Here is a 21,317-nt window from a genome sequence, read left to right as displayed (position 1 = left end):
GATGGAGGGACGTACATCGTCGCAGAACGCTACCGCCGACTGATCGTCTGACTACTTCCTCCGCGCAGATTTTCGCAAGCTTTGTGTTCGACCTGTCCTATTTCTACGCCATCGTCGCCGATTTCCGCCTGCGCGTTCAGTACCTCTTCTCCAAACCGAGATATTCGGTCTTGATGAGCTCGCACGTCAGTCGGTCTCGGTCGGTGCGGAGAATACGACAGCGCATCACGAGACATGCGAAACAGTTGATCGAAAAGCGAGCATCAGAACGTGTAAAGCAGCCCATTTGTCAGAATGAAACCCGACCCTCTCGCTAAGTCCATGAAAAGATTGGAGCGGGTGAAGGGAATCGAACCCTCGTATTCAGCTTGGAAGTCTCGAAATACTGTAGAGTTTTCAGCGTCCGTTCTGACATTTTCGGTGTTTTTTTGCCCATTGAGAACATTACAGAATTTCTCGTTGTCAGAATGGCAGTGCGAGCCCTATGTGCGTCCTTTTCACATCACCTATCAACCGGCCATTTTAGCGGCGCCATGAGCCAACCAGATTCAAATGGTCGGCTGGTGCCCGCCTTGGAGCGCATACCGGACTAAAGTCGGACATCGCGCGAGGTCCAATAAGTGCCGGGAACAGCCATCAATTCTTGACTTGAAAATCGCCGTACCCTCGACAACTGCGCTTTGAGGCCTCCGTTCTGACGGATGCCGACATCAGGGAATGCTGTACCCGGCGTTATGCCGCGTGCTGTCCGATTGTCGCAGCCTCGGCAGCAGCACGCTGCATACTCGACGACATTTCTCCCGTGACGGTACTCTGTTCCTCGACCGCCGCCGCGGTAGACGTCACGTACTCACTGACGTTCTGGATCGCGCCCTTGATCGAATTGAGGGCTTCCACCACCTCGTCGGAAATTCCGTTGAGTGATCCGATCTCGTCCGTGATTTTGTCGGTCGCTTGCTTCGCCTGGTTTGCTAGGTTCTTCACTTCCGCCGCCACGACGGCAAAGCCACGGCCGGCTTCGCCCGCCCGCGCGGACTCGATCGTCGCATTGAGCGCAAGCAGGTTAATTTGTCCCGTGATGTCGCCGATGATCTCGACGATGCCGCTCATTGACCCGGCCGCGGAGCTGAGTCGCTTGGCCTGCTCGCCGGCTCGTTCAACACGCTGGACCGCATCCGTGGCCGTTTCCCTGGACTTCGTCATCGCTTCGGATATCTCGCGGACCGAGGCGTTCAATTCTTCCGCACCGGCCGCGACCGATTCCATCATCCCGCGCACCTTTTCGCTTTTCATGCGGGCAATGACTTGCACCGTGGTGTCGGTCGCATATTTCACGACCTTGTATGGCTTGCCGTTCAAATCAAGGATCGGATTATAGGAAGCCTGAATCCAGACCTCCTTGCTACCCTTGCCGATCCGCTTGTATTCGGCTGCCTGATACTCTCCACGATTGAGCATGGCCCAGAACTCCCGATACGGCGCGCTGTCGCGCTCGGCGGGGTCGACAAACATGCTGTGGTGCCGTCCCCGAACTTCCTCCAGCGCGTATCCCAAGGCACCGAGGAAATTGCTGTTCGCGCTGATGATTGTACCGTCCATGTTGAACTCGATCACGGCCTGTGACTTGCCGATCGCGGCAATCTGGCCGGCGAGATTGGCGGTGCTCAGTTTCTGGTCGGTAACATCGGTCGCGAACTTGACAACCTTGAAAGGCTTTTTCCTTTCATCAAGGATCGGATTGTAGCTGGCGAGAATCCAGACTTCCTTGCCGGACTTCCCGACCCGTTTGTATTCTGCCGCCGTGTATTCGCCGCGACCGAGCTTAGCCCAGAATTTCAGGTATTCGGCGCTCTCACGCATCGCCGGCTCGACGAATATTCTGTGATGCTTGCCCTGGATTTCGGCAAGCGTGTACCCCATCGTCTTAAGGAATTTCTCGTTCGCCAAGATGATCGTGCCGTCCATGGTGAACTCGATGACGGCCTGAGCTCGGAGGATCGCATCGATCTTTCCGGCATCCTCCATACTTCGGATTTTCTTTTCCGTGATGTCGGTCGCAAACTTCACGACCTTGAAGGGCTTGCCGTCGGTGTCAAAAATTGGATTATACGAGGCCTCTATCCAGACCTCTTTGTCGCCCTTGCCCATACGCTTGTATTCGCCTGCCTGATATTCACCACGATTGAGCTTGGCCCAAAACTCGCGATATGAAGCGCCGTTGCGCTCGGACGCTTCGACAAACGTGCTGTGGTGCCTGCCCTTGATCTCGGGAAGCGAATAACCGAGTGCCCTGAGAAAGTTCTCGTTGGCGGTGATGATCGTGCCGTCCATGTTGAACTCGATGACGGCCTGCGATTCGTTGATCGCCGCAGCTTGCGCCGTTGCATTCCGTGCTGCCGCGTTGCTTCGCCACGAGAACATCTGAAAGCTCCTATTCGTATTACGGGATGGCTCACTTGCGACGGAGCCTAGCAAGATTTCTATTCGCAAATGTGCTAGACACCGAACCCTCGATGGGGCCGGGCCATTGTCGCCATCAAGCTGCACGCACCGTTATCAGGAATTTTTCGACCTCTATTTTGAGCCTTGCGCTATCGCCTGACAACGTTTGCGCCGACGAAAGCACCTGCGAGGAGGCAGATCCGGTTTCGCTCGCACCACGTTGCACATCCGAAATATTCGAACTGACCTGCGCGGTGCCTTGCGCGGCCTGCTGCACGTTGCGGGAGATCTCCTGCGTCGCAGCGCCTTGCTCTTCGACCGCGGCTGCAATGGTTGATGAGATCTCCGAGATCCGGCCGATAGTCCCGCTGATCTCCTTGATCGCTACCACCGAGTCCTGCGTCGCTGTCTGGATACCAGCAATCTGGTGACTGATCTCGCCGGTCGCTTTCGCAGTTTGCTCAGCGAGCGCCTTGACCTCGGATGCCACCACGGCAAAGCCGCGGCCAGCTTCCCCGGCCCGCGCCGCCTCAATGGTCGCGTTCAGGGCCAGGAGATTGGTTTGTCCCGCGATGGTGTTGATCAGTTCGACAACATCGCCAATGCGAGTTGCCGCCTGCGACAACGCATTGACGCGATGATTAGTCCTTTGTGCCTGTTCTACCGCAGCGCCGGCGATCCTGGCCGCTTCCTGCACCTGGCGGCTGATCTCATTGACTGACGAGGCCATCTCTTCGGTCGCCGAGGCGACCGATTGCACGTTGGTGGAGGCTTCTTCGGACGCGGCCGCAACCATGGTCGAAAGCGTCTGGCTATTCTCGGCGGTCTTGGACAGGCTACCGGCTGAGGCTTCCAGTTCGGTCGATGACGACGACAGCGAGCCGACCAGTTCGCCGATCGTCAACTCGAACTGGCGGGTGATGGTATCGACGCGCTGACCCCGAGCGATTTTGGCGTCCGCTTCCGCTGATGCAGCCTCGTCGGCTGACTTCTTTGCGATCAGCGCTACCTTGAAGACTTGCAGCGCATCGGCCATCTGACCAATCTCAGTCTTCTCTCCCTGATGCAGCACGGGTGCGGTCAGGTCGCCCTCGCCGAGCATTCGCATCGGCGTAATGATCGAGTCAATGCCACGGACGATGTCTCGCACCAGATAGATGCCTGCACCGACGCCAAGGACGATGGCACCAGCAAGAATGCTGACGATCACGTTGAAGGCCAGTGCGTAGCTGTCCGCCGCGTTCTGCGTGGCGGTGTCGGCGCCCCGGTTGTTCAGGTCGATGTCCTTTTTTAGAGTCTCATCAATCTTAAGCCCGAGCGACGTGAGGTTCACGATGAGTTCGCGCGCCTTGATGATGTCATTGTCCTTGCGGTTGATATCCAGGATCTCCCGGGAGCGAGGCACATATTCCTTCCACGATTGCCAGAAATCGTCCGCCAGGACGCGCTCTTCCGGCGAGGTCACCAGCGGCTCGTAGACCTTGAATAGCCGGCCTATCTCTTGCGCGTTGTTCTCCATCGTCTGCTCCACGGCGGTCTTCCGCTGTGGGTCAGCTTCGATCACAAATTGCCGCAAATTGAGCCGATAACGGTTGACTTCGGAGCCCATGTCGCCAAGCACCCGCACGCTCGGCAGCCAGTTCGTCGCGATATCGACGGTGTGGCCGTTGAGCGTCTGCATCTTGGTGATGGCCAGCAGACCGGTACCAGCCAGTACGATCAGCAGGAATGAAATAATGACGATCAATTTGGCGCGAATCGAAAACTTGGAGAGCATGGCAAGACTCCTCGGATTGCTTTAACGAGTTGAAGGATGGAGCGAAGCGCAGGTCCAAGCGCTGGCAGGGCGCCTACTTGTCACGGCGCACCGAAGATCCGCCGTATCCATCTGGCTGCCTTTTTGCCGAAAAATTGAAAAACGCCGGTCATTTTATGCCCGTTGATGTGCTATTCGTGCCTTTTGGACTTAGCCCGACGGCGCCCGACGGGCGGACTCATCATTCCGAAGCACTATCCGCGGCTGCCCTGCTATTAGATGCAAATATATTTAAATTACCTCGAAGCCCTGTAGCGCCATCTCACACACCGAGACTGCCAAAGCAGGTCGCCTTATTGCGACCCGCAGGGAAAACCGCGCAGGCGAGGTCTCCAAGATAGTTTAGCCGCCCGTTCACGATATGCCTGTCGGCGCTCTCCGCGCGTCGCTCGGCGCCGAAATAGCCGCCGACGTCGCAGCGCCTGTTGCGATATCAATGCCAATTCGCTCGCTGTCGCAACGCTATGTTTCTCATCGTGACGGGAGCCGCCGCTCCCATCGAAACTCGAACTTGCGGCCGCGCAGTGCGGCCCCTGGTAGACGCATTCCTGGAGGCCGATGACTGTTAGCTGTGTTTTTTTCGGCGACGGAGGGTGTCGATAGGTCGCTCTCCGAAGAGCTGCGAATAGTGTCGCGCAAAGTGCGCGACATTCGAAAAGCCGCAAGCGAGTGCGATACCCGTGACCGTGTCACTTGGCCCCGCAGAGGCGAGTCTTTGGTTTGCGTGTCTCAACCGGGTCCGACGGAGAAATTCCATCGGCGTTTCTCTCCAGTGCGTTCGAAATGTTCGAAAGAGCGTGCGGAGGCTCGCGCCAGAGACATTTGCAAGCGCGCTCAACTTAAGTGGCTGGTGCCAATTCGCCTCAATGTATTCCGCTACGAGCTTGACTTGCCGTGGGGCGATTTTAGGAAGAACGCCATCGGCGTCGTCTAGTAGACTGCTTTCCGTGGCCTGCAGAAACGATACAACGATCAATTGAGACAATTCATCAAGAACCAATTGCGGAGTATTTCCGCGTGTCGCATCCAACTCTGCACAGGCAAAGCTGATTGCGCGAACCAACCTGAGCGATCGCTCAAGAGTCATGTCGACAGCCCCAAATATGATCGGACGAGCATCCGAGTCGGGACCGACGATCGCCTGAAACTTCCTAAGCAAGGTCTGTTCGTCGATATATAGGACTAGGCTGCGAAAGTGAGGTCCGTGCGCCAGTACCGATTCTTCGTTCGCCGGAACTATTGCGGACAATGTCGCTGAATGTTGAAATGATTGACCGCGGCATTGGAGTTCTGCCACACCTCGCAACGGGATCAATTGTCGGAACGTAGGATGCCCGCGGAAATGAAACTTGATGCCGTCGAATCCGCTCGACGAGGCAATCCTAACACCGTTGAGATCGACGTGTTTGAACAGGGCCGGTTCGGTCAGCTTGCGCTTAGGGAGCCACATTCTAATCGGATCGCAAATTCCGATCATTTGTCTCCGCACTTGAGCCATAGTAGTGGCGTTGGCGGAGATCTCGAAAGGGATTCCTGAGTTACCGAACAAATATCTCTCGAGCATCGCGAGTGACCAAGTCCAGCGGTTTGACGGAGGAACAACCCATGCGGTTGTTAGATTAATCCAAGCGAAAGCTGTGTTTGCTTGCCCTATTCAAAATTCGGCTTTCTCTTTTCTACGAATGCCAAGATTTCCTCCTTGCCATTCCTCGTCGCCGCTGCATGGGCGATCGCGCGCGGATCGAGGCGTTGTATGATCTTTTCGCGGCGAGTTCGTCAGGGTCAACGCAAGGCTGCCTAAACTCATGGACGCCGACAGGCTGCGCAGTCTCCTTCATATCGAGCTCCCAAATGTCCGCCACCATCCCAGTGTGCCTTTAGGCGCAGTGTTGCAACGCGTCGGCGATCGTACCGAATATTCGGTCGATCTCATCTTCCTGGATGATCAAAGGCGGTGACAGGACGATAGCGTCGCCGGCAGGGCGAACAAGGACACCTTTCTCAAAGCAATAATTGGCAGCGAACGCGCCTCGTGCGCCGGGCTCGCCCGCCCGTGGCGCCAGCTCAATCGCCGCAAGCAGCCCGAGATTGCGGATATCGATGACGTGAGGGCATTCGCGAAGACCATGGGCGGCTTCCTCCCAGATCGGCGCCATTCGGGCAGCCCTCTCGAACAGCCCGAGTTCCTCATAGGTCTCAATCGATGCGAGCGCAGCCGCACAGGCTAGCGGATGGCCCGAATAGGTATAACCATGCATGAGCTCGGACATGCCCACAGGGCCATTCATGAAAGCATCGTGCACCTTGCCGCTGACGATCACGCCGCCCATCGGCACTGCTGCGTTCGTCATGCCCTTCGCACATGTGATGATATCAGGCGTGACTTTCAGCGCGACTGAAGCGAAGGATGCACCAAGACGTCCAAACCCGGTGATGACCTCGTCGAGGATCAGCAGGATTCCATGCTTGTCGCAGATCGCGCGGAGTTTCTCGAGGTAGCCCAGCGGTGGCGGCAGGACTCCCCCGGCGCCCGTGACCGGTTCAACGATCACCGCAGCGATCGTCGACGGGTCGTAGATGGCGCAAAGATTTTCCAGTTCATCGGCGAGATGAGCGCCCCAGCCGGGCTGGCCGCGTGAGAACGCGTTATGCTCCAGGTTCCGCGTATGGGGCAGATGCGCGACATCGGGCAGCAGCGGGCCAAAATCTCTTCGGTGCGGCGCAATTCCAGCGACGGACAGACCGCCGAAGCCAACGCCGTGATAGGCCTTGGCGCGACCGATCAAGCGGGTTCGATGCCCCTCGCCACGGGCCTTGTGATAAGCGCGGGCGATTTTGAGCGCGGTATCGACCGCTTCCGAACCGGAATTGACGTAGAAGACGTGATCGAGCCCCTCGGGCGCAATTGAAGTCAGTCGTTCCGCCAGAGTAAAGGCCAGCGGGTGGCCCATCTGGAACGACGAGACAAAATCGAGTTGGTCGATCTGGCTCTTCATCGCCGCGGCGATGCGCGGCTGATTGTGCCCCGCATTAACGCACCAAAGGCCGGCCATGCCGTCCAGGATGCGGCGCCCATCGGCCGTGACGTAGTACATGCCATTGGCGCTGACAAAAAGGCGTGGATTGGCCTTGAACTGCCGGTTTGGCGTGAAGGGCATCCAATACGACTTCATGCGCTCTTCGGTCAGCGGCTCGTTGGCGGCATGGTTCGGCAGAACGGCGAAGCTCATGAACAGTGTCTCCCCAATGCAGGGTACAATATTTGTATTATGATATCTTAAAAAACACAACCCGAGTCATGATTCCTCCGGCCGCGCCAATATGCTGGCCCGTTCGAGGTGCTTGCGAAGAAGGGCGGCGGCGATATCCCGCTCGTCCCGCTCCAGCCGATCGAGGATTTCCAAGTGTTCGTTGCAGGATGTCACGACGCGGTCGTAACCGTAGGACCAGTCATAGTTCGCAAATCGCCGCAGCCGGTTCTGCTGCTGCACGGCGTTTTGGAAGTGCCTGTTGCCGGAAGCGGCGGCAAGGCCTTCATGGAAGGCGGCGTTCATTTCGAACAAGGGGATGCTGAGAGTCTCCCGCCATTCCGCAGCCAGCATCGCGACGTGCCGCTGACGCATGTCGTCAATCCAGTCTGGAGCGAGATGGAATGTCGGCAGTAGGAGCCCGGCCGGCTCGATCGTCAGGCGGAAGGCGTAACTTTCGAAACGGCCTAGCGCATCATCTATTTTCGGGGAAAAAGCCCAGCCGTGCCCCAGTTGGCGCTCGGTCAACCCAACTGCGGACAGCTTGCTCAGAACCCGCAACAGAAAGGGCCGACTGATCCCGTAGCGGCGCATCAAGTCCGCTTCCGACACCCGGCTTGGGAGCCTGTTCGACACGCGGTCAGCGGAGATCCGCAAGCAAAGCTGATCAATCTCATCGACCGCCGGCAGCGGCGGAGCGGTGCTATCGGCAGTGCCGGACATACTGAACGAATACCCGCCGGAGGCGCGCTTTTGCAGCACCCCTTTCGCGGTCAATTGTTCGAGCACGGCACGGACAGGCGTGCGCGAGACTTGGAGCTTGCGCGCTAGATCAATCTCCTGGATGCGATCGCCCGGCTGAACTCGTTCTGTCCGGAGCAGATCTATTATCTTGGGCGCGAGATCGCGCTGAAGGCGGCTGGGCTCTTGCAAATCCAAACTCTCTGGTGTTTCTTAATGTAACAAAGAACATTTATAGATTGGTATTCAAGAGATGGCCAGTCAGAAAGACATCCAATGGTAGCTCTCCGGCCGGAATCGGATGCCGGCTGCACTAACCCCACACAAGCTCATCACGCGCACCCCGGGCGGGCAGAACTCTGGCGGCTGAGTGCCACGGAGATTGCCGGCCTTATTCGGCACGGCCTGGTTTCGTCCACGGAGGTCGTGAAATCATCCTTGGATCGGCTCCGCGAGGTCAATCGGCACATCAACGCCGTCGTTCGCATTCTTGATGAAGATGCGTCCCGCCAAGCTGCCAGCGCGGACACGGCGCAACGGCGGGGCGAAAAGCTGCCGCCGCTTCACGGCGTGCCGGTGACCATCAAAGTCAATATCGATCAGGAGGGATTGCCGACCGACAACGGCATCGCTGCCTACAGGGAACTGATCGCTAGCGAAGACAATCCGGTCGTCCGCAACTTTCGCGACGCCGGGGCCATCATTGTCGGGCGCACCAACACGCCGGGCTATTCAATGCGCTGGTTCACCGACAATGCGCTGCACGGATTGACGCTGAACCCCTGGAATGCAGGGCGAACCGTGGGAGGATCAAGTGGCGGCGCCGCGGCATCGGTCGCCGCCGGGATCGTCCCGATCGCACACGGAAACGATATTGCCGGTTCGGTTCGATATCCTGCTTATTGCTGCGGTCTGGTCGGGCTGCGCCCAAGCTATGGCCGTATTCCGTCCTTCAACGCGACGGCTACCGGAGCCGCCTCGATTTCCTCGGCGCTGATGGCGGTGCAGGGCCCGCTGACTCGCACTGTCGCGGATAACCGGCTGGCGTTCGCGGCGATGTCGCGGGAGGACGTTCGCGATCCGCGGTGGGTGCCACCCTATCCGCCGGCTCCGATTCGCCGGCCGTTTCGCGTGGCGCGGGTGACGGAGGGGTTCGGTGTCCCGTTCCACCCCGCGGTGCAGGCAGCACTCGGGGACGCCGGACGCGCGCTCGCCGCTGCCGGCTATGAAATCGAAGACATCGCACCGCCCTCGCTGCTGGAATGCGCTGAACTTTGGCCCCAACTCGCGATGCCGGACGTCATGACGATGCTCGAACCGTTGGTTACGAAAAACGGCGACGAAGGCATCAAGCGTGCGCTCGCGCTATGGAGCGCAGCCTTCAAGAAATACGACGCACGCGATGCGCTCGCCGCACTTGGCACGCGTCTGGGATTGTTGCGCCGATGGCGGATATTCCTTGCAGATTACCCGCTGGTGCTGCTGCCGATTTCGACCCAACTCCCTTTTCCGGTTGGGCTCGATGTCAAAAGCGAAGAAGCAACGGCCGCTATCATTGCGGCCCAAGCGCCGATGATGGCGATCTCGGTATTGGGACTGCCGGGGCTCGCCGTTCCCACGGGAACGCACGAAGGCATCCCCGTTGGTGTTCAGCTTGTCGCAGCTATGGGTCAGGAAGATCTGTGCTTCGACGCCGCTGAAACGATCGAGGCGCATTTCCCAATGGCCACGCCGCTCGACCTCTTGAAGAAACCTTAGGGAAAACACGATATGCGACGCGAGCCTGGCCATGGAGATCGTCTCTCATACTATGATTTCGGCCGCACGACGGTTTACGCGTCGGCCCACGATCCGCGCTTCTCATACTGTCTCTACGTGCCCGACAGCTATGAAGAGGCCGGATCTCGGCGTTACGATCTCCTGGTTACAATCCATGGTACCGCCCGCGATATCGCCGGTTGCCGAGAGCAATTCGTTCAGTTGGCGGAGCGACATGATCTTATCGTGCTGGCACCCCTGTTTCCAGGTGGCATCTCGAAGCCGATGGAGCTGTCGAGCTACAAGTTGCTGAGCGCAAACGAATATCGGTACGATCTCGCGCTATTGGCGATGATCGATGAAATCGCCGCGCGCTACCGCATCCGATCGGATCGGTTCTCTTTGCAGGGTTTTTCCGGTGGCGGACATTTCAGCCATCGCTTCCTCTATCTGCACCCTGAAAGGCTCTCGGCCGTCTCGATCGGCGCGCCCGGCATCGTCACGTTGCTGGATTTTGATCGAGATTTCTGGGTCGGCGTGCGCAATTTCGAACAATGCTTTAGAAAGCCGATCGACCTGGAGGCCATGCGCGAGGTCGCGGTGCAGATGGTTATCGGCGCGGATGACACCGATATCTGGGAAATTACGGTCTCGCCGCAAAATGTCCTTTGGATGCCCGGATGCGAGCAGGCTGGCGCCAACCGCCTGGAGCGATTGGTATCGCTGAAATCAAGCTTCCAACACAATGGGATTGCGGTCCGACATGATGTCGTGCCCGGCGTCGCTCATCGAATGGCCGGTCTCGCTCCGGCCATCAACGCATTCTTCGACGTGTTCTACACGCAAAGGAAAGCCGGTCCGCCGCTGGACTACAAAGCCGTAGGGACATTACCGTGATGCGAACGTTCTGGATCATTGTCCTAACCGTGATGGCGGCGGGATGGGCGCGCGCTCAAGAGCAGCCGCATCGCGGCGGAACGCTCGTGGTCCGTCTGAATTCTGATATCCGCAGCCTCGAGCCCGGCATCAATCGCGATGGCCAGACGGATACCGTGGTGAATCAAATCTTCGAAGGGTTGGTCGCCTACCGCTCCGATTTGAGCGTAGGGCCAGCTCTGGCAGACTCTTGGACCGTTTCCGACGATGGCAAGATCTATACGTTCAAGCTGCGGCCGGGCGTCCGTTTCCACAATGGCGCGCCGTTAACCTCAGCTGACGTGAAATGGAGCTGGGATCGGCAGGTCGCCAGCCCCGGCTGGCTATGCCGACGTTCGTTCGATGGCGGGCAAGGCTTGAAAGTCGAGGCGGTGGAGACTCCCTCGCCGGATCAGATCGTCTATCGGCTGGCCGAGCCAAACGCGCTGTTTCTTGGAAACCTCGCCAACATCCAATGCGGCGTGCTGGTCAGCAATCCCGCCAGTGCGGAGGGTGCCAGTTGGACACCGATCGGGACCGGGCCGCTAAAATTGAAAGACTGGAAGCGCGGTGAATCGATCACGCTCGAACGGTTTGCGGACTACAGCCCAAGCAAGGCCGAACCAAGCGGCTTTTCCGGCGCTCGCGTCGTGTATGTCGACAAAGTCGTGTTCCGCGTCATTCCCGATGACAGCGTTGCGGAGGCCGCCTTGCAGACAGGCGCCATCGACGTCACGCCGGAGATCGCGCCGGAACGGGCGCCGAATCTCAAGCAGCGCGGGGTCACCATCTTCAATACTCCCGGCTTGAGCTGGGCCGCTTTGCTCGTCCAGACGACCGATCCGTTGTTTTCCAACCCCAAGATGCGGCTGGCTCTGGCGCATGCGATAAACCGCGCCGAACTGGCAGAGGTGGGCACGGCCGGCTTGAGCCAGGCTAACTCATCGAGCGTCAGCGACTCCAGCAGTTTCTACGACGACAGTTTTGCGGCATGGCCCACCTATGATCCGAAACAGGCACAGGGACTGGCCCGCGAGGCCGGCTATGCCGGCCAAACGATCAAGATCCAGACCAACAAGCGCTATTCCAGGATGTATCAAAATTCCATCCTGATACAGGCGATGCTTGCGCAGGCGGGATTCAAGGCAGAGCTTGAGGTGCTCGACTGGGCCACCCAACTTGACCGCTATCTCAAGGGTAATTTCCAGCTCCAATCGTTCGGCTATTCTGCTCGCTTCGATCCGAGCCAGATGTATGCCTCCTGGATCGGCGACAAGTCTGCAAATGCCTGGGCTCAGTGGGAAGACCCCAACGCGATCAGGATTCTCGCCAGCTCCACTGCTTCAACAAATGCTTCCGATCGCAAGGCCGCGTTCAAGAAGCTCCACGCCATGGTGCAGGAGCAGGTGCCGATTGTCGGCCTTTATTATGATCCCGTGATTGAGGGTGTGAGCCCCAGCGTGAAAAACTACAAGATCTGGGCTGCGAACAAGACGATGACATGGGGGGTTTGGAAGGATCGGTAGTACCCCCGCGCCGGCGATGGCGATACCACATCAAAACTCTGGGGTTTCGCAGTCGATCCATGCGTCAGGTGATCGCCGCGCGAACTCTCCTTCCAATGAGCGAACTGCCGGGAACGACGCCATGGATGGCGAGTTTGGCCGCTGCATCGAGGTGCTGACGCATGAGGGCTGCGGCGCTCTCGCGGTCTTCCGTTTCGAGGCGATCGAGGATTTGCAGATGCTCGCGGCAAGAGACGACGACCCGCTCGTGGCCGTGCGTCCAGTCATAGTTCGAGAAACGCCGCAGCCGATTCTGCTGCTGGATCGCGACCAGCAAATATCGGTTGTGCGCGCCTGCCACGAGCCCCTCATGGAATTGCGCATTCATCTCGTAGAGCGCAATGCTCGTCGTTTCACTCCACGGCGTTGCGAGCATGTCCTGGTGCCGCTCGCGCATATCTTCGATCCAGCCCGGCGCGAGCCGATAGCCCGGTTCGAGCAGCGCCGCAGGCTCGATGATCCGGCGAAGGCGATAACTTTCCGCGCGCGCCTTCGGATCCGAAATGGTCGGCAGGAATCGCCAGCCATGTCCCGGCTTGCGCTGCACGGCGGTGACTTCGCTGAGCCGCACCAGCACCTGCTGCACGGTGGCCCGCGTCACATCGTAACGACGGATCAGATCGCCTTCGGACACCTCCTCGAGCAATTTACCGGCGCGGCGATCCCGCGCGATCGCCAGAAACAGTCGGTCGGCGTCGGTCGGCCCTGGTTGCCGTGGCGTCGTCTTGCGGGCGGCAAGTGCCGCTTCGGCAACGAAATAACCGCCACGCTTGCCCGGCCGCACCAGCCCGCGCCGCGCGAGGTGCACGAGTGCCGCACGCACCGGCGTCCGCGAGACCTGCAGACGCTCCGCCAAAGCAACTTCACCAAGCCGCGCGCCGGGCTCCAAGAGGTCGGCCCTGATGACCGCGAGAATGCCTGCCCGCAGTTCATTCTGCAGCCGAGACGGTGCAATCCGCCGCGCTAAACTTTTTTGTTTCATGGAATGACAAAATACATTAGGCTTGCCCGATTGCAACCCGAAAGCGGGCCGTGTCGATGGTTGAACCGTTTCCCCTGATCGAGATTTCCGGACCGCCCCGTGAGCGCGGCCAGCAATATGGCCGCCAGGCTGCCGAACGCATTCGCAAGGGAACGTCGCACTATTTCGCTCAGCTGAAGGAGCTCTCGCTTGACAGCGCCGGCGTTGCCGCGCTGGTGCGAGACTATCTGCCGGTCATCGAAGCCTTCGAGCCGAGCTATATCGAGGAGATGCATGGCATCGCCGAAGGCGCGGGCGTGCCTTTCGAGGATGTGGTGTTGCTCAACGCCCGGACCGAGATCCTCAAGCTCGCCGCCCGCCCGGACCTGCGCGCACGTCTGGCCGCCAATGAAGACCCTGACGGCTGCACCGGTGTTGTCGTGTTGCCGCAGGCGACCAAGGCCGGACGCTTGATCCATGCCCAGAACTGGGACTGGAAACGCGAATGCGCCGAAACCGCGGTCGTGCTCAAGGTACGCCGCGACGATGGGCCCGACCTTATGACCTTCACCGAGGCCGGCGCGCTCGGTCGCTGCGGCTTCAACGCCGTCGGCATCGCCATCACCGCGAATTACCTGGAGTCCGATCGCGACTATCGCGAAGTTGGCGTTCCGCTCGCGCTGATCCGCCGCAAGGTGCTCGAGTGTGAGCATCTGGCGCTTGCCATGCGCGCCGTCTACTGCACCAAGAAATCCGCCGCCAACAACATGATCGTCAGCCATTGCGGGGGTGTCGCGATCGACTTCGAATGCGCTCCCGACGAGACGTTTCAGGTGCACCCGGATCGCGGGCTCTTGGTGCACGCCAACCACTTCGTCAGCCCCGTGGCGCTTGGCAAGCTGAAGGACACCGGCATCGCCAACACCCCCGACAGCCTTTATCGCGACATCCGCGTGCGCGGAATTCTCGAACCGCAGATCGGGTCCATTACGCTGGATGCCGTGAAGGACGCGTTGTTCGACGATTTCGCGACACCCTGGGCGGTGTGCCGGCCACCGCGACGCAATCTCAGCAACAACCTCAGTGCCACGGTGGCGATGATCCTGATGGAACCCGCGCGTGGCGTAATGGAAGTCGCCCCCCTGCCCGCGCTCAATCGCCAGTTTACGACCTACACGCTTGACGTGGCCAGGGCCGCCCTCCCGGGCGGCGACCCGCAAGCGACGACCAAGGCCGTTTGATGCGCAGCAACCGGGGCATCGCCGCATTCACTACCCTGGCGATGTCGGCCGGCTTGGCGCTTTCGCTGACCTGTGTGGCGGCAGTTCCGGCGCTCGCGGCCGGAGGCGTGCTGCGTGCACGTTTCAACGCGGACATCCGCTCGACCGATCCCGGTACCAATCGCGACGCCAACACGGATGGCGTGATGGGACATGTGGTCGAAGGTTTGGTTGCATTCCGCGAGGATACCTCGATCGGCCCGATGCTGGCGGAAAGCTGGGACACCTCCGAGGACGGCAAGACCTACACATTTCACCTGCGCGCGGGCGTCAAGTTCCACAACGGCTCGATCATGACCGCCGACGACGTCGTTTGGTCGTTCAAACGTTGGCTCGATCCCGCGACACAATGGCGTTGCCTGTCGGAGTTTTCCGATAGCGGCATCACAAAGATCATCGGCGTGGAAGCAACCGATCCTCGAACCGTAGTGATCAGGTTGGAGCGGGCGACGGCGCTGTTCCTCGGTACACTGGCGCGGCCCGATTGCGGACAGACCGCGATCCTGCACCGCGACTCGGTCGGGCCTGACGGCAAGTGGAATGTGCCGATCGCCACCGGTCCCTTCAAACTGGGCGAATGGAAGCGCGGTCAATACGTCGACCTGATCCGTTTCGACGATTATGCCTCGCGCACCGAGCCGCGCGATGGCTATACGGGTGCCAAGAAGGTCGAGGTCGACAAGGTCCGCATCAACATTATTCCCGACAGTTCCGCCGCCAAGGCCGGGCTGCTGAGCGGCTCGCTCGACATCATCAATAGCCTGTCGATTCCGGAACTCGAAGAGCTGAAGACCCACGCTGATGTAAAACTCAGCGTTACGCCGGCGCTCGGCCTCACCGGTATCCTGTTGCAAAGTAATGATCCGCTGCTCAAGGACGTCCGGATCCGCCGCGCGCTGGCGCTCTCTCTCGACACCAAGGAAATTGCCGATGTGGTGATGCAGGGTACTGCCAGTGCCAACAACTCGGCGCTCCCTATCGGCAGCCCGTTCCACGGCGCCGTCGAAGATCAGGGCTACACCCAGGATATCGCACAGGCCAAGAAACTGCTCATCGAAGCTGGCTACAAGGGCCAGCCCATTAAAATGATCGCCAACAAGCGCTACAGCTTCGTGTTCGACTCAGCCGTGCTGGTGCAGGCGATGGCGCAAGCCGTCGGGCTGAAAATCGACATCGAAGTGCTCGACTGGGCGACGCAGCTCGACCGCTACAGCAAGGGCGACTACCAGGCGATGGCCTTCGTCTATTCGGCCCGTCTCGACCCCTCGCTCAGCTTCGAAATGCTGACCGGGCCGAAAGCGACCCAGCCCCGCAAAGTCTGGGACAATCCGGAAGCCCAGGAAATGCTGCGGCAGTCGATGCTGACCATCGACACCGCCAAGCGGCAGGCGCTGTTCGATGACATGCACCGCCGCTTTATCGCTGACGTGCCGATGATCGTGCTGTTCAACGGTTCGGAACTCGCGGCGCTGCGCAACAATGTGAAGGGCTATGCCGGCTGGCTCTACCCGGAGCCACGTTTCTGGGGTGTCAGCCTGCAATGACGCAGGCGATGGGACGATGCTGATGTTGGGGTATCTCGTCAGACGGCTCGCGATGACCATTCCAACCTTATTGCTGGTCGCGATCGCCGTGTTCGCGCTGGTGCGTCTGATCCCCGGCGATCCGGTGCAGGTGATGTTGGGCGACAGCGCAGATCCTGCGCAGGTGGACGCGCTGCGCCGGCAAATGGGGCTAGATCAGTCGATCCCGGTTCAATTCGGCTATTGGCTTGCAAAGGTCGCAGTCGGCGATTTCGGTCATTCGATCACCAATGGGCTCGCCGTGCTGCCCTTGATCCTCGAGCGATTCCAGGTCAGTGCGATCATCGTCCTCGTCGCGGTGACGATCGCCGCATGCGTGGCGGTACCGGCCGGGCTGATCGCGGCGTGGCGACAGAACAAGGCGGCCGACCTTGCCATCACCGCAGGCGCGACCCTGCTGCTGTCAATTCCGAGCTTCTGGCTGGGACTGTTGCTGTTGCTGCTGTTCGGCCTGAAGCTGAAATGGCTGCCGGTGATCGGCTACGTCCCGTTCAGCGAGAATTTCGGCCAGGCCATTACATTTATCATCCTGCCGATCGCGACGCTCGCGATGATCGAGATCGGCGCGCTGACCCGCATGTCGCGCGCCAGCTCGATCGAAGTGTTGCGGCTGGAATACGTGACGCATGCGCGGGCCAAGGGCGCGCCGGAATGGCGGGTGCTTGCCCGTCACGTGCTGCCCAACGCCTTTGCCCCAACCTGGACCCTGATCGGCCTTGTGCTTGGTCATCTGCTCGGCGGTATCGCCGTGATCGAAACCGTGTTCACGCTGCCCGGGCTTGGCCGGCTGCTGGTCGATTCGATCTTCGCTCGCGACTATCCGGTCGTACAGGGCTGCCTGTTGTTCACGGCCGTGATTTACGTCGTCGTCAATCTCGTCGTCGATCTCTGCTATCCCCTGTTCGATCCTCGGGTGGCCGCTGAATGAAGATGCGCGCCAATACCGCCATCGGCGGCTTGCTGATCGGCGTTCTCTTCGCGACCGCCGCCACGGCTGCGTTCTGGACCCCGTTCGATCCACTGAAGGTCAATCTGCGCGCCCGCCTGCAACCGCCATCCGCGCTCTATTGGCTCGGCACCGACGAGTTCGGCCGCGATATGCTCAGCCGCATCATGGCCGGTGCCGCAACCAGCGTGCTGGTATCGGTGCTGACGGTGACCTTTGCCGTTATGATCGGCGCGGTCATCGGCGTGCTCACCGGCTACCTGCGCGGCTGGACCGATCGCGTCATCATGGCCGCCAACGACGCCCTGTTGGCCTTTCCCGGCATTCTGCTGGCGCTGGCGGTGATGATCGTGACCGGCGCCAACAAGTTCGGCATCGTACTGGCGCTCGGCATCGCCTACATCCCCTCGGTGGTGCGGGTGGTACGCGGCACCGTGCTGTCGATTCGGGAAAAGGAATATATCGAGGCCTCCCGCGTCATCGGCAATTCCGAACTCTATTCGATGGCGCGGCACGTGCTGCCCAACAGCCTCGCTCCGGTCGCCGTGCTCGCAACCAGCATGTTCGGCTGGGTGCTGCTGGCGGAGAGCGCACTCAGCTTCCTCGGGCTCGGCGTACCGCCACCGGCGCCGACCTGGGGCAATCTGCTGGCGGCAAGCCGCCCCTATATGGAGAGCGCCGCCTGGCTCAGCATCGCGCCGGGTCTCTGCATTGCCCTCACCTTGCTTGGCATTAACCTGCTCGGCGACTCCCTGCGCGACCGCCTCGATCCCCGGATGGTGCAGGGATGACCACACCGCTGCTGACGGTCGAGAATCTTCGTATCGAGGCTGCACGTACCGGCGAGGCAGTTGTCGACGATATCTCCTTCGACATCGCGCGCGGCGAATTCCTGGCGATCGTCGGCGAGTCCGGCAGCGGCAAGACGGTCGCGGCGCGCACCGTACTCGGTTTGCTTCCGCCGGGCTTGCGTCAGAGCGGCGGGCGCATCGCGCTCGACGGCGAAGATCTGGCAAAGCTCTCGCCCAGGCGGCTACGCGCCTTGCGCGGACCGGTGGTCGGCATGGTCTTTCAGGAGCCGATGGTGTCGCTCAATCCGGCGATCAGCGTCGGGGCACAAATGGCCGAGGGGCTCGGCCTGCATACGCCGTTGCCAAAGAAGGAAATCAAACAGCGTTGCCTCGACATGCTGGAGCGCGTGCAGATTCGCGATCCCGCGCGCACCTTCGACGCCTATCCGCACGAATTCTCCGGCGGCATGCGGCAACGGATCATGCTGGCATCGGTGATGTTGCTGCGGCCAAAACTCCTGATCGCCGACGAGCCGACCACTGCGCTTGACACGTTGACCCAGCGCGAAGTGCTCGACCTGATGGTCGGCCTGGCCACCGACCATGGCACCTCGGTGATGCTGATCACCCACAACCTTGGCCTGGTCGCCCGCTATACCCAGCGCGCCGTCGTGATGCAGAAGGGCAAGGTGGTCGAAGCCGGCACCACCGAACAAATCCTGACCGCGCCGCGCGAAGCCTACACCCGCCAACTGATCGATGCCCTGCCGCGGCGCGAAACAAACATGGCGCGACGGCCAACCGGCGAGCCGCTGATGAGCGTGCGCGGGCTCAAGGTCGAATTCGCAGGGCGTCCGCAGTTTTTTCGGCAACGATCCGGCATCCGCGCCGTCGATGGCATCGACCTCGATATTGACGCCGGCGAGACGGTCGCCGTAGTCGGCGGCAGCGGCTCCGGCAAGACTACGCTCGGCCGCGCGATGCTACGGCTGATTCCCTCGGTCGCGGGACAGATTCGCTTTCGCGGTAGAGAGGTGCCGGCCGCAGCCGACAGGGACTTTCGGCTTTCCTCGCAATTGGTGTTCCAGGATCCGTACTCCTCGCTGGATCCCCGCATGCGCGTCGGCGAGATCGTCGCCGAACCGCTGCGGCATGTGGCTGATCTGGCGCCAAGGGAGCGCATCCAACGCGTTGAAAAAATGCTGGACGAGGTCGGCCTGGCGAATTTCGCCAAGCGCTGGCCGCACGAATTGTCGGGCGGACAGCGGCAGCGCATCGCGATCGCGCGCGCGATCGTGCGCGGCCCGCTGTTTGTCGTTGCCGACGAACCGGTGTCCGCGCTCGACATGACCATCCAGGCGCAGGTGCTGAAACTGCTTGAACGGCTGCAGGCGCAATATGGGTTCGCCTGTCTGTTCATCAGCCACGATCTCGCCGCCGTCGAGCAGGTCGCCGACCGTGTGGTGGTGATGCAAGCTGGCCGCATCGTCGAGCAGGGATCCCGCGACGATATCTTCGACCGTCCCCAGCACGATTATACCAAGGCGCTGCTCGCGGCGACGCCGTTGGTGGATTTTGCCAACCCCCGAGTGACACACGTGCCCGCGTAAAGTTGGAGGCAGCATAGTGAGACGTTTTACCGTTGCCCGCCTTCCCCGCATCCTGTTGAGTTCTGTCTAGATCGAGTGAGCATTCTACCGACTGAGCTCTTAAAGCCGGCGATCTACTCGTCCGGTTCGCCCTTCCTGACGCTACGAGCTGGGCCTTGCCACAAACGATGGGCCTTGAGAAACCGCCAAAACTCCTTAGCTCAGCGCTTATGTTCGTAGAGTAACCGCGCGCGGATCGTTCCTTCGAGCGCCCGGATATCGGCGAGAACACGATGGCTGTCCGCCGCCGAGGCGTCCGCGTCCAGTACCACATAACCCACATCGGCGTGAGTCTCGTAATATTGAGCCGCGATGTTGACGGCGTGACGCGCCAGCACTTCGTTCAGCCGTCCGAGCATGCCCGGCAGGTTGCGCTGAACTTGAATGAAACGCGTGCCGAGCGGTCGAGCCGGCAATTGCACGAGCGGAAAGTTGACCGCCCCCATCGTGGATCCGGTATCGCTGTAGTCGGCGAGCTTCCGTGCGACTTCGGCGCCGATGCGCTCCTGCGCCTCCTCGGTCGAACCTGCGACGTGCGGCGTCAGAATGACGTTTTCCAGCCCCTGCAACGGCGATGCGAAGCGTTCCTTGTTTGAGACCGGCTCGACCGGAAAGACATCGACAGCCGCGCCGCGCAGCCTGCCCTCGCGCAACGCATCGGCAAGCGCGTCCAGATCGACGATACTGCCGCGGCTGTTATTGATGAAATAGGCACCTGGTTTGATCGCCTGGATCTCCTCCCGACCGATCATTCCCCGGGTCGCGACCGTTTCGGGCACGTGCATGCTGACGACGTCGCTCTGCGCCAGGAGTTCGTGCAGGTTGGCGGCCGGCTCCGTGTTGCCGTGGCGAAGCTTGTCGGTATGGTCGTAGAAGATCACCCGCATGCCCATCGCTTCCGCAAGATATGAAAGCTGCGAACCGATGTTGCCGTACCCGACGATGCCGAGTGTCTTGCCTCTGACCTCATGGCTGTCGGTCGCTGACTTGTCCCATTGGCCATCGTGCGCGGCATTGGATCGTGAGACGATCCGACGCAGCAGAAAGACAATCTCGCCGATAACCAGTTCCGCCACGCTTCGGGTATTGGAGAACGGCGCATTGAAGACCGGAATCCCATTCCGCCTGGAGGTTTCGACATCAACCTGGTTGGTGCCTACGCTGAAGCAGCCGATCGCGATGAGCCGGTCCGCCGCCTCGAGAATGTCTGCGGTGATCTGCGTGCGTGAGCGGATACCGAGCAAGTGCACACCCTTGATGGCTTCCTTCAGCGCCTCCCCATCGAGGGCCCTCGACAGGCGCGTCACGCTGGAATAGCCCGCGGTCGTCATCGTGTGCACGGCACTGTCGTTCACACCTTCGAGAAGCAGAACCCGAATCTTGTCTTTGGAGAGCGAGAATTTCGGAGGAGACTGGATTTCCATCACGATAGAGGGTTTCCTGAAGGGGTGAGTCAAGCGCCGGCTGAAGCCCTACTCCACCCGAAGCTACATTTTCTGGTTCAGATTCTATTCGATTTCAGAGTGCACATGCGGCGAGCCTGCGGCGCAGCATTTAACCGTTAATTCGAAACCGATTTCGCCCTTTTCGAATGTGACCGAAGCGCAGCACAGTTGAGCGAC

Annotated in this window: 15 protein-coding genes; 8 read left to right on the top strand and 7 right to left on the bottom strand. The window is 60.2% G+C overall.

Annotation, left to right across the window (positions count from 1 at the left end; all coding sequences use genetic code 11):
• Nucleotides 1-732: 732 nt before the first annotated feature.
• From UB31_RS28265 to UB31_RS28245, 5 genes are all read right to left on the bottom strand, one after another.
• Entirely contained in the window at nucleotides 733-2,421 is a 1,689-nt protein-coding gene (locus UB31_RS28265; RefSeq protein ID WP_045013239.1) for a methyl-accepting chemotaxis protein, read from the bottom strand.
• A gap of 115 nt (nucleotides 2,422-2,536) precedes the next feature.
• Entirely contained in the window at nucleotides 2,537-4,219 is a 1,683-nt protein-coding gene (locus UB31_RS28260; protein WP_045013238.1) for a methyl-accepting chemotaxis protein, read from the bottom strand.
• A 604-nt stretch (nucleotides 4,220-4,823) separates the two neighbouring features.
• Nucleotides 4,824-5,735: an AraC family transcriptional regulator gene (locus tag UB31_RS28255; RefSeq protein WP_210168183.1), complete on the bottom strand. Its 912-nt coding sequence runs from the start codon at nucleotides 5,733-5,735 to the stop codon at nucleotides 4,824-4,826.
• 400 nt (nucleotides 5,736-6,135) lie between these two features.
• A complete protein-coding gene (gene aptA / locus UB31_RS28250) occupies nucleotides 6,136-7,488 on the bottom strand; it encodes an omega-aminotransferase AptA (RefSeq protein ID WP_245306086.1) in 1,353 nt (450 codons plus the stop codon).
• A 66-nt stretch (nucleotides 7,489-7,554) separates the two neighbouring features.
• Nucleotides 7,555-8,439, bottom strand: coding sequence for a GntR family transcriptional regulator (locus tag UB31_RS28245; protein WP_045013314.1), 885 nt, complete (start codon nucleotides 8,437-8,439; stop codon nucleotides 7,555-7,557).
• An 84-nt stretch (nucleotides 8,440-8,523) separates the two neighbouring features.
• Between UB31_RS28245 and UB31_RS28240 the strand changes: the two genes are divergently transcribed.
• Genes UB31_RS28240 through UB31_RS28230 form a run of 3 tightly spaced genes read left to right on the top strand, consistent with a single transcriptional unit; the run spans nucleotide 8,524 to nucleotide 12,446 of the window.
• Entirely contained in the window at nucleotides 8,524-10,005 is a 1,482-nt protein-coding gene (locus tag UB31_RS28240) for an amidase (RefSeq protein WP_082078653.1), read from the top strand.
• Nucleotides 10,006-10,017: 12 nt separating this feature from the next.
• The gene (locus tag UB31_RS28235) at nucleotides 10,018-10,902 is read left to right on the top strand and encodes an alpha/beta hydrolase family protein (protein WP_045013236.1); all 885 of its coding nucleotides are present in this window, start codon (nucleotides 10,018-10,020) and stop codon (nucleotides 10,900-10,902) included.
• Entirely contained in the window at nucleotides 10,902-12,446 is a 1,545-nt protein-coding gene (locus UB31_RS28230; protein ID WP_045013235.1) for an ABC transporter substrate-binding protein, read from the top strand. The genes UB31_RS28235 and UB31_RS28230 overlap by 1 nt, the downstream gene beginning before the upstream one ends.
• A gap of 64 nt (nucleotides 12,447-12,510) precedes the next feature.
• Here the strand turns inward: UB31_RS28230 and UB31_RS28225 are convergent, their stop codons facing one another.
• Nucleotides 12,511-13,503, bottom strand: coding sequence for a GntR family transcriptional regulator (locus UB31_RS28225; protein ID WP_245306085.1), 993 nt, complete (start codon nucleotides 13,501-13,503; stop codon nucleotides 12,511-12,513).
• A 20-nt stretch (nucleotides 13,504-13,523) separates the two neighbouring features.
• Between UB31_RS28225 and UB31_RS28220 the strand changes: the two genes are divergently transcribed.
• Genes UB31_RS28220 through UB31_RS28200 form a run of 5 tightly spaced genes read left to right on the top strand, consistent with a single transcriptional unit; the run spans nucleotide 13,524 to nucleotide 19,656 of the window.
• Nucleotides 13,524-14,687: a C45 family autoproteolytic acyltransferase/hydrolase gene (locus UB31_RS28220; RefSeq protein ID WP_045013233.1), complete on the top strand. Its 1,164-nt coding sequence runs from the start codon at nucleotides 13,524-13,526 to the stop codon at nucleotides 14,685-14,687.
• Nucleotides 14,687-16,270 (top strand): ABC transporter substrate-binding protein, encoded by a 1,584-nt coding sequence (locus tag UB31_RS28215; RefSeq protein WP_245306084.1) that lies wholly within the window; start codon nucleotides 14,687-14,689, stop codon nucleotides 16,268-16,270. Before UB31_RS28220 ends, UB31_RS28215 begins: the two co-directional genes overlap by 1 nt.
• Before the next feature lie 22 nt (nucleotides 16,271-16,292).
• On the top strand, nucleotides 16,293-17,237 hold the full coding sequence (locus UB31_RS28210) for an ABC transporter permease (protein ID WP_045013311.1): 945 nt from the start codon (nucleotides 16,293-16,295) through the stop codon (nucleotides 17,235-17,237).
• A complete protein-coding gene (locus UB31_RS28205; RefSeq protein WP_045013232.1) occupies nucleotides 17,234-18,046 on the top strand; it encodes an ABC transporter permease in 813 nt (270 codons plus the stop codon). Before UB31_RS28210 ends, UB31_RS28205 begins: the two co-directional genes overlap by 4 nt.
• Complete coding sequence (locus UB31_RS28200) at nucleotides 18,043-19,656, top strand: ABC transporter ATP-binding protein (protein ID WP_045013231.1); 1,614 nt, start codon at nucleotides 18,043-18,045, stop codon at nucleotides 19,654-19,656. Before UB31_RS28205 ends, UB31_RS28200 begins: the two co-directional genes overlap by 4 nt.
• A 200-nt stretch (nucleotides 19,657-19,856) precedes the next feature.
• Here UB31_RS28200 and serA read toward each other — a convergent pair whose 3' ends face one another.
• On the bottom strand, nucleotides 19,857-21,119 hold the full coding sequence (gene serA / locus UB31_RS28195) for a phosphoglycerate dehydrogenase (protein WP_045013230.1): 1,263 nt from the start codon (nucleotides 21,117-21,119) through the stop codon (nucleotides 19,857-19,859).
• Nucleotides 21,120-21,317: the final 198 nt, after the last annotated feature.

Origin of the sequence: Bradyrhizobium sp. LTSP849 (genome assembly GCF_000938255.1) — a bacterium.
Lineage (GTDB): Bacteria > Pseudomonadota > Alphaproteobacteria > Rhizobiales > Xanthobacteraceae > Bradyrhizobium.
Note: the sequence above shows the minus strand (reverse complement) of the source record. Positions and strands in the feature narration are given on the sequence as shown.

Coding starts and splice junctions, on each gene's coding strand:
- UB31_RS28255 (WP_210168183.1), bottom strand. CDS start 5,735: ATGATCGGAATTTGCGATCCGATTAGAATGTGGCTCCCTAAGCGCAAG.
- UB31_RS28200 (WP_045013231.1), top strand. CDS start 18,043: ATGACCACACCGCTGCTGACGGTCGAGAATCTTCGTATCGAGGCTGCA.
- UB31_RS28260 (WP_045013238.1), bottom strand. CDS start 4,219: ATGCTCTCCAAGTTTTCGATTCGCGCCAAATTGATCGTCATTATTTCA.
- aptA (WP_245306086.1), bottom strand. CDS start 7,488: ATGAGCTTCGCCGTTCTGCCGAACCATGCCGCCAACGAGCCGCTGACC.
- UB31_RS28215 (WP_245306084.1), top strand. CDS start 14,687: ATGCGCAGCAACCGGGGCATCGCCGCATTCACTACCCTGGCGATGTCG.
- UB31_RS28240 (WP_082078653.1), top strand. CDS start 8,524: ATGGTAGCTCTCCGGCCGGAATCGGATGCCGGCTGCACTAACCCCACA.
- UB31_RS28210 (WP_045013311.1), top strand. CDS start 16,293: ATGTTGGGGTATCTCGTCAGACGGCTCGCGATGACCATTCCAACCTTA.
- UB31_RS28265 (WP_045013239.1), bottom strand. CDS start 2,421: ATGTTCTCGTGGCGAAGCAACGCGGCAGCACGGAATGCAACGGCGCAA.
- serA (WP_045013230.1), bottom strand. CDS start 21,119: ATGGAAATCCAGTCTCCTCCGAAATTCTCGCTCTCCAAAGACAAGATT.
- UB31_RS28220 (WP_045013233.1), top strand. CDS start 13,524: ATGGTTGAACCGTTTCCCCTGATCGAGATTTCCGGACCGCCCCGTGAG.
- UB31_RS28235 (WP_045013236.1), top strand. CDS start 10,018: ATGCGACGCGAGCCTGGCCATGGAGATCGTCTCTCATACTATGATTTC.
- UB31_RS28230 (WP_045013235.1), top strand. CDS start 10,902: ATGCGAACGTTCTGGATCATTGTCCTAACCGTGATGGCGGCGGGATGG.
- UB31_RS28205 (WP_045013232.1), top strand. CDS start 17,234: ATGAAGATGCGCGCCAATACCGCCATCGGCGGCTTGCTGATCGGCGTT.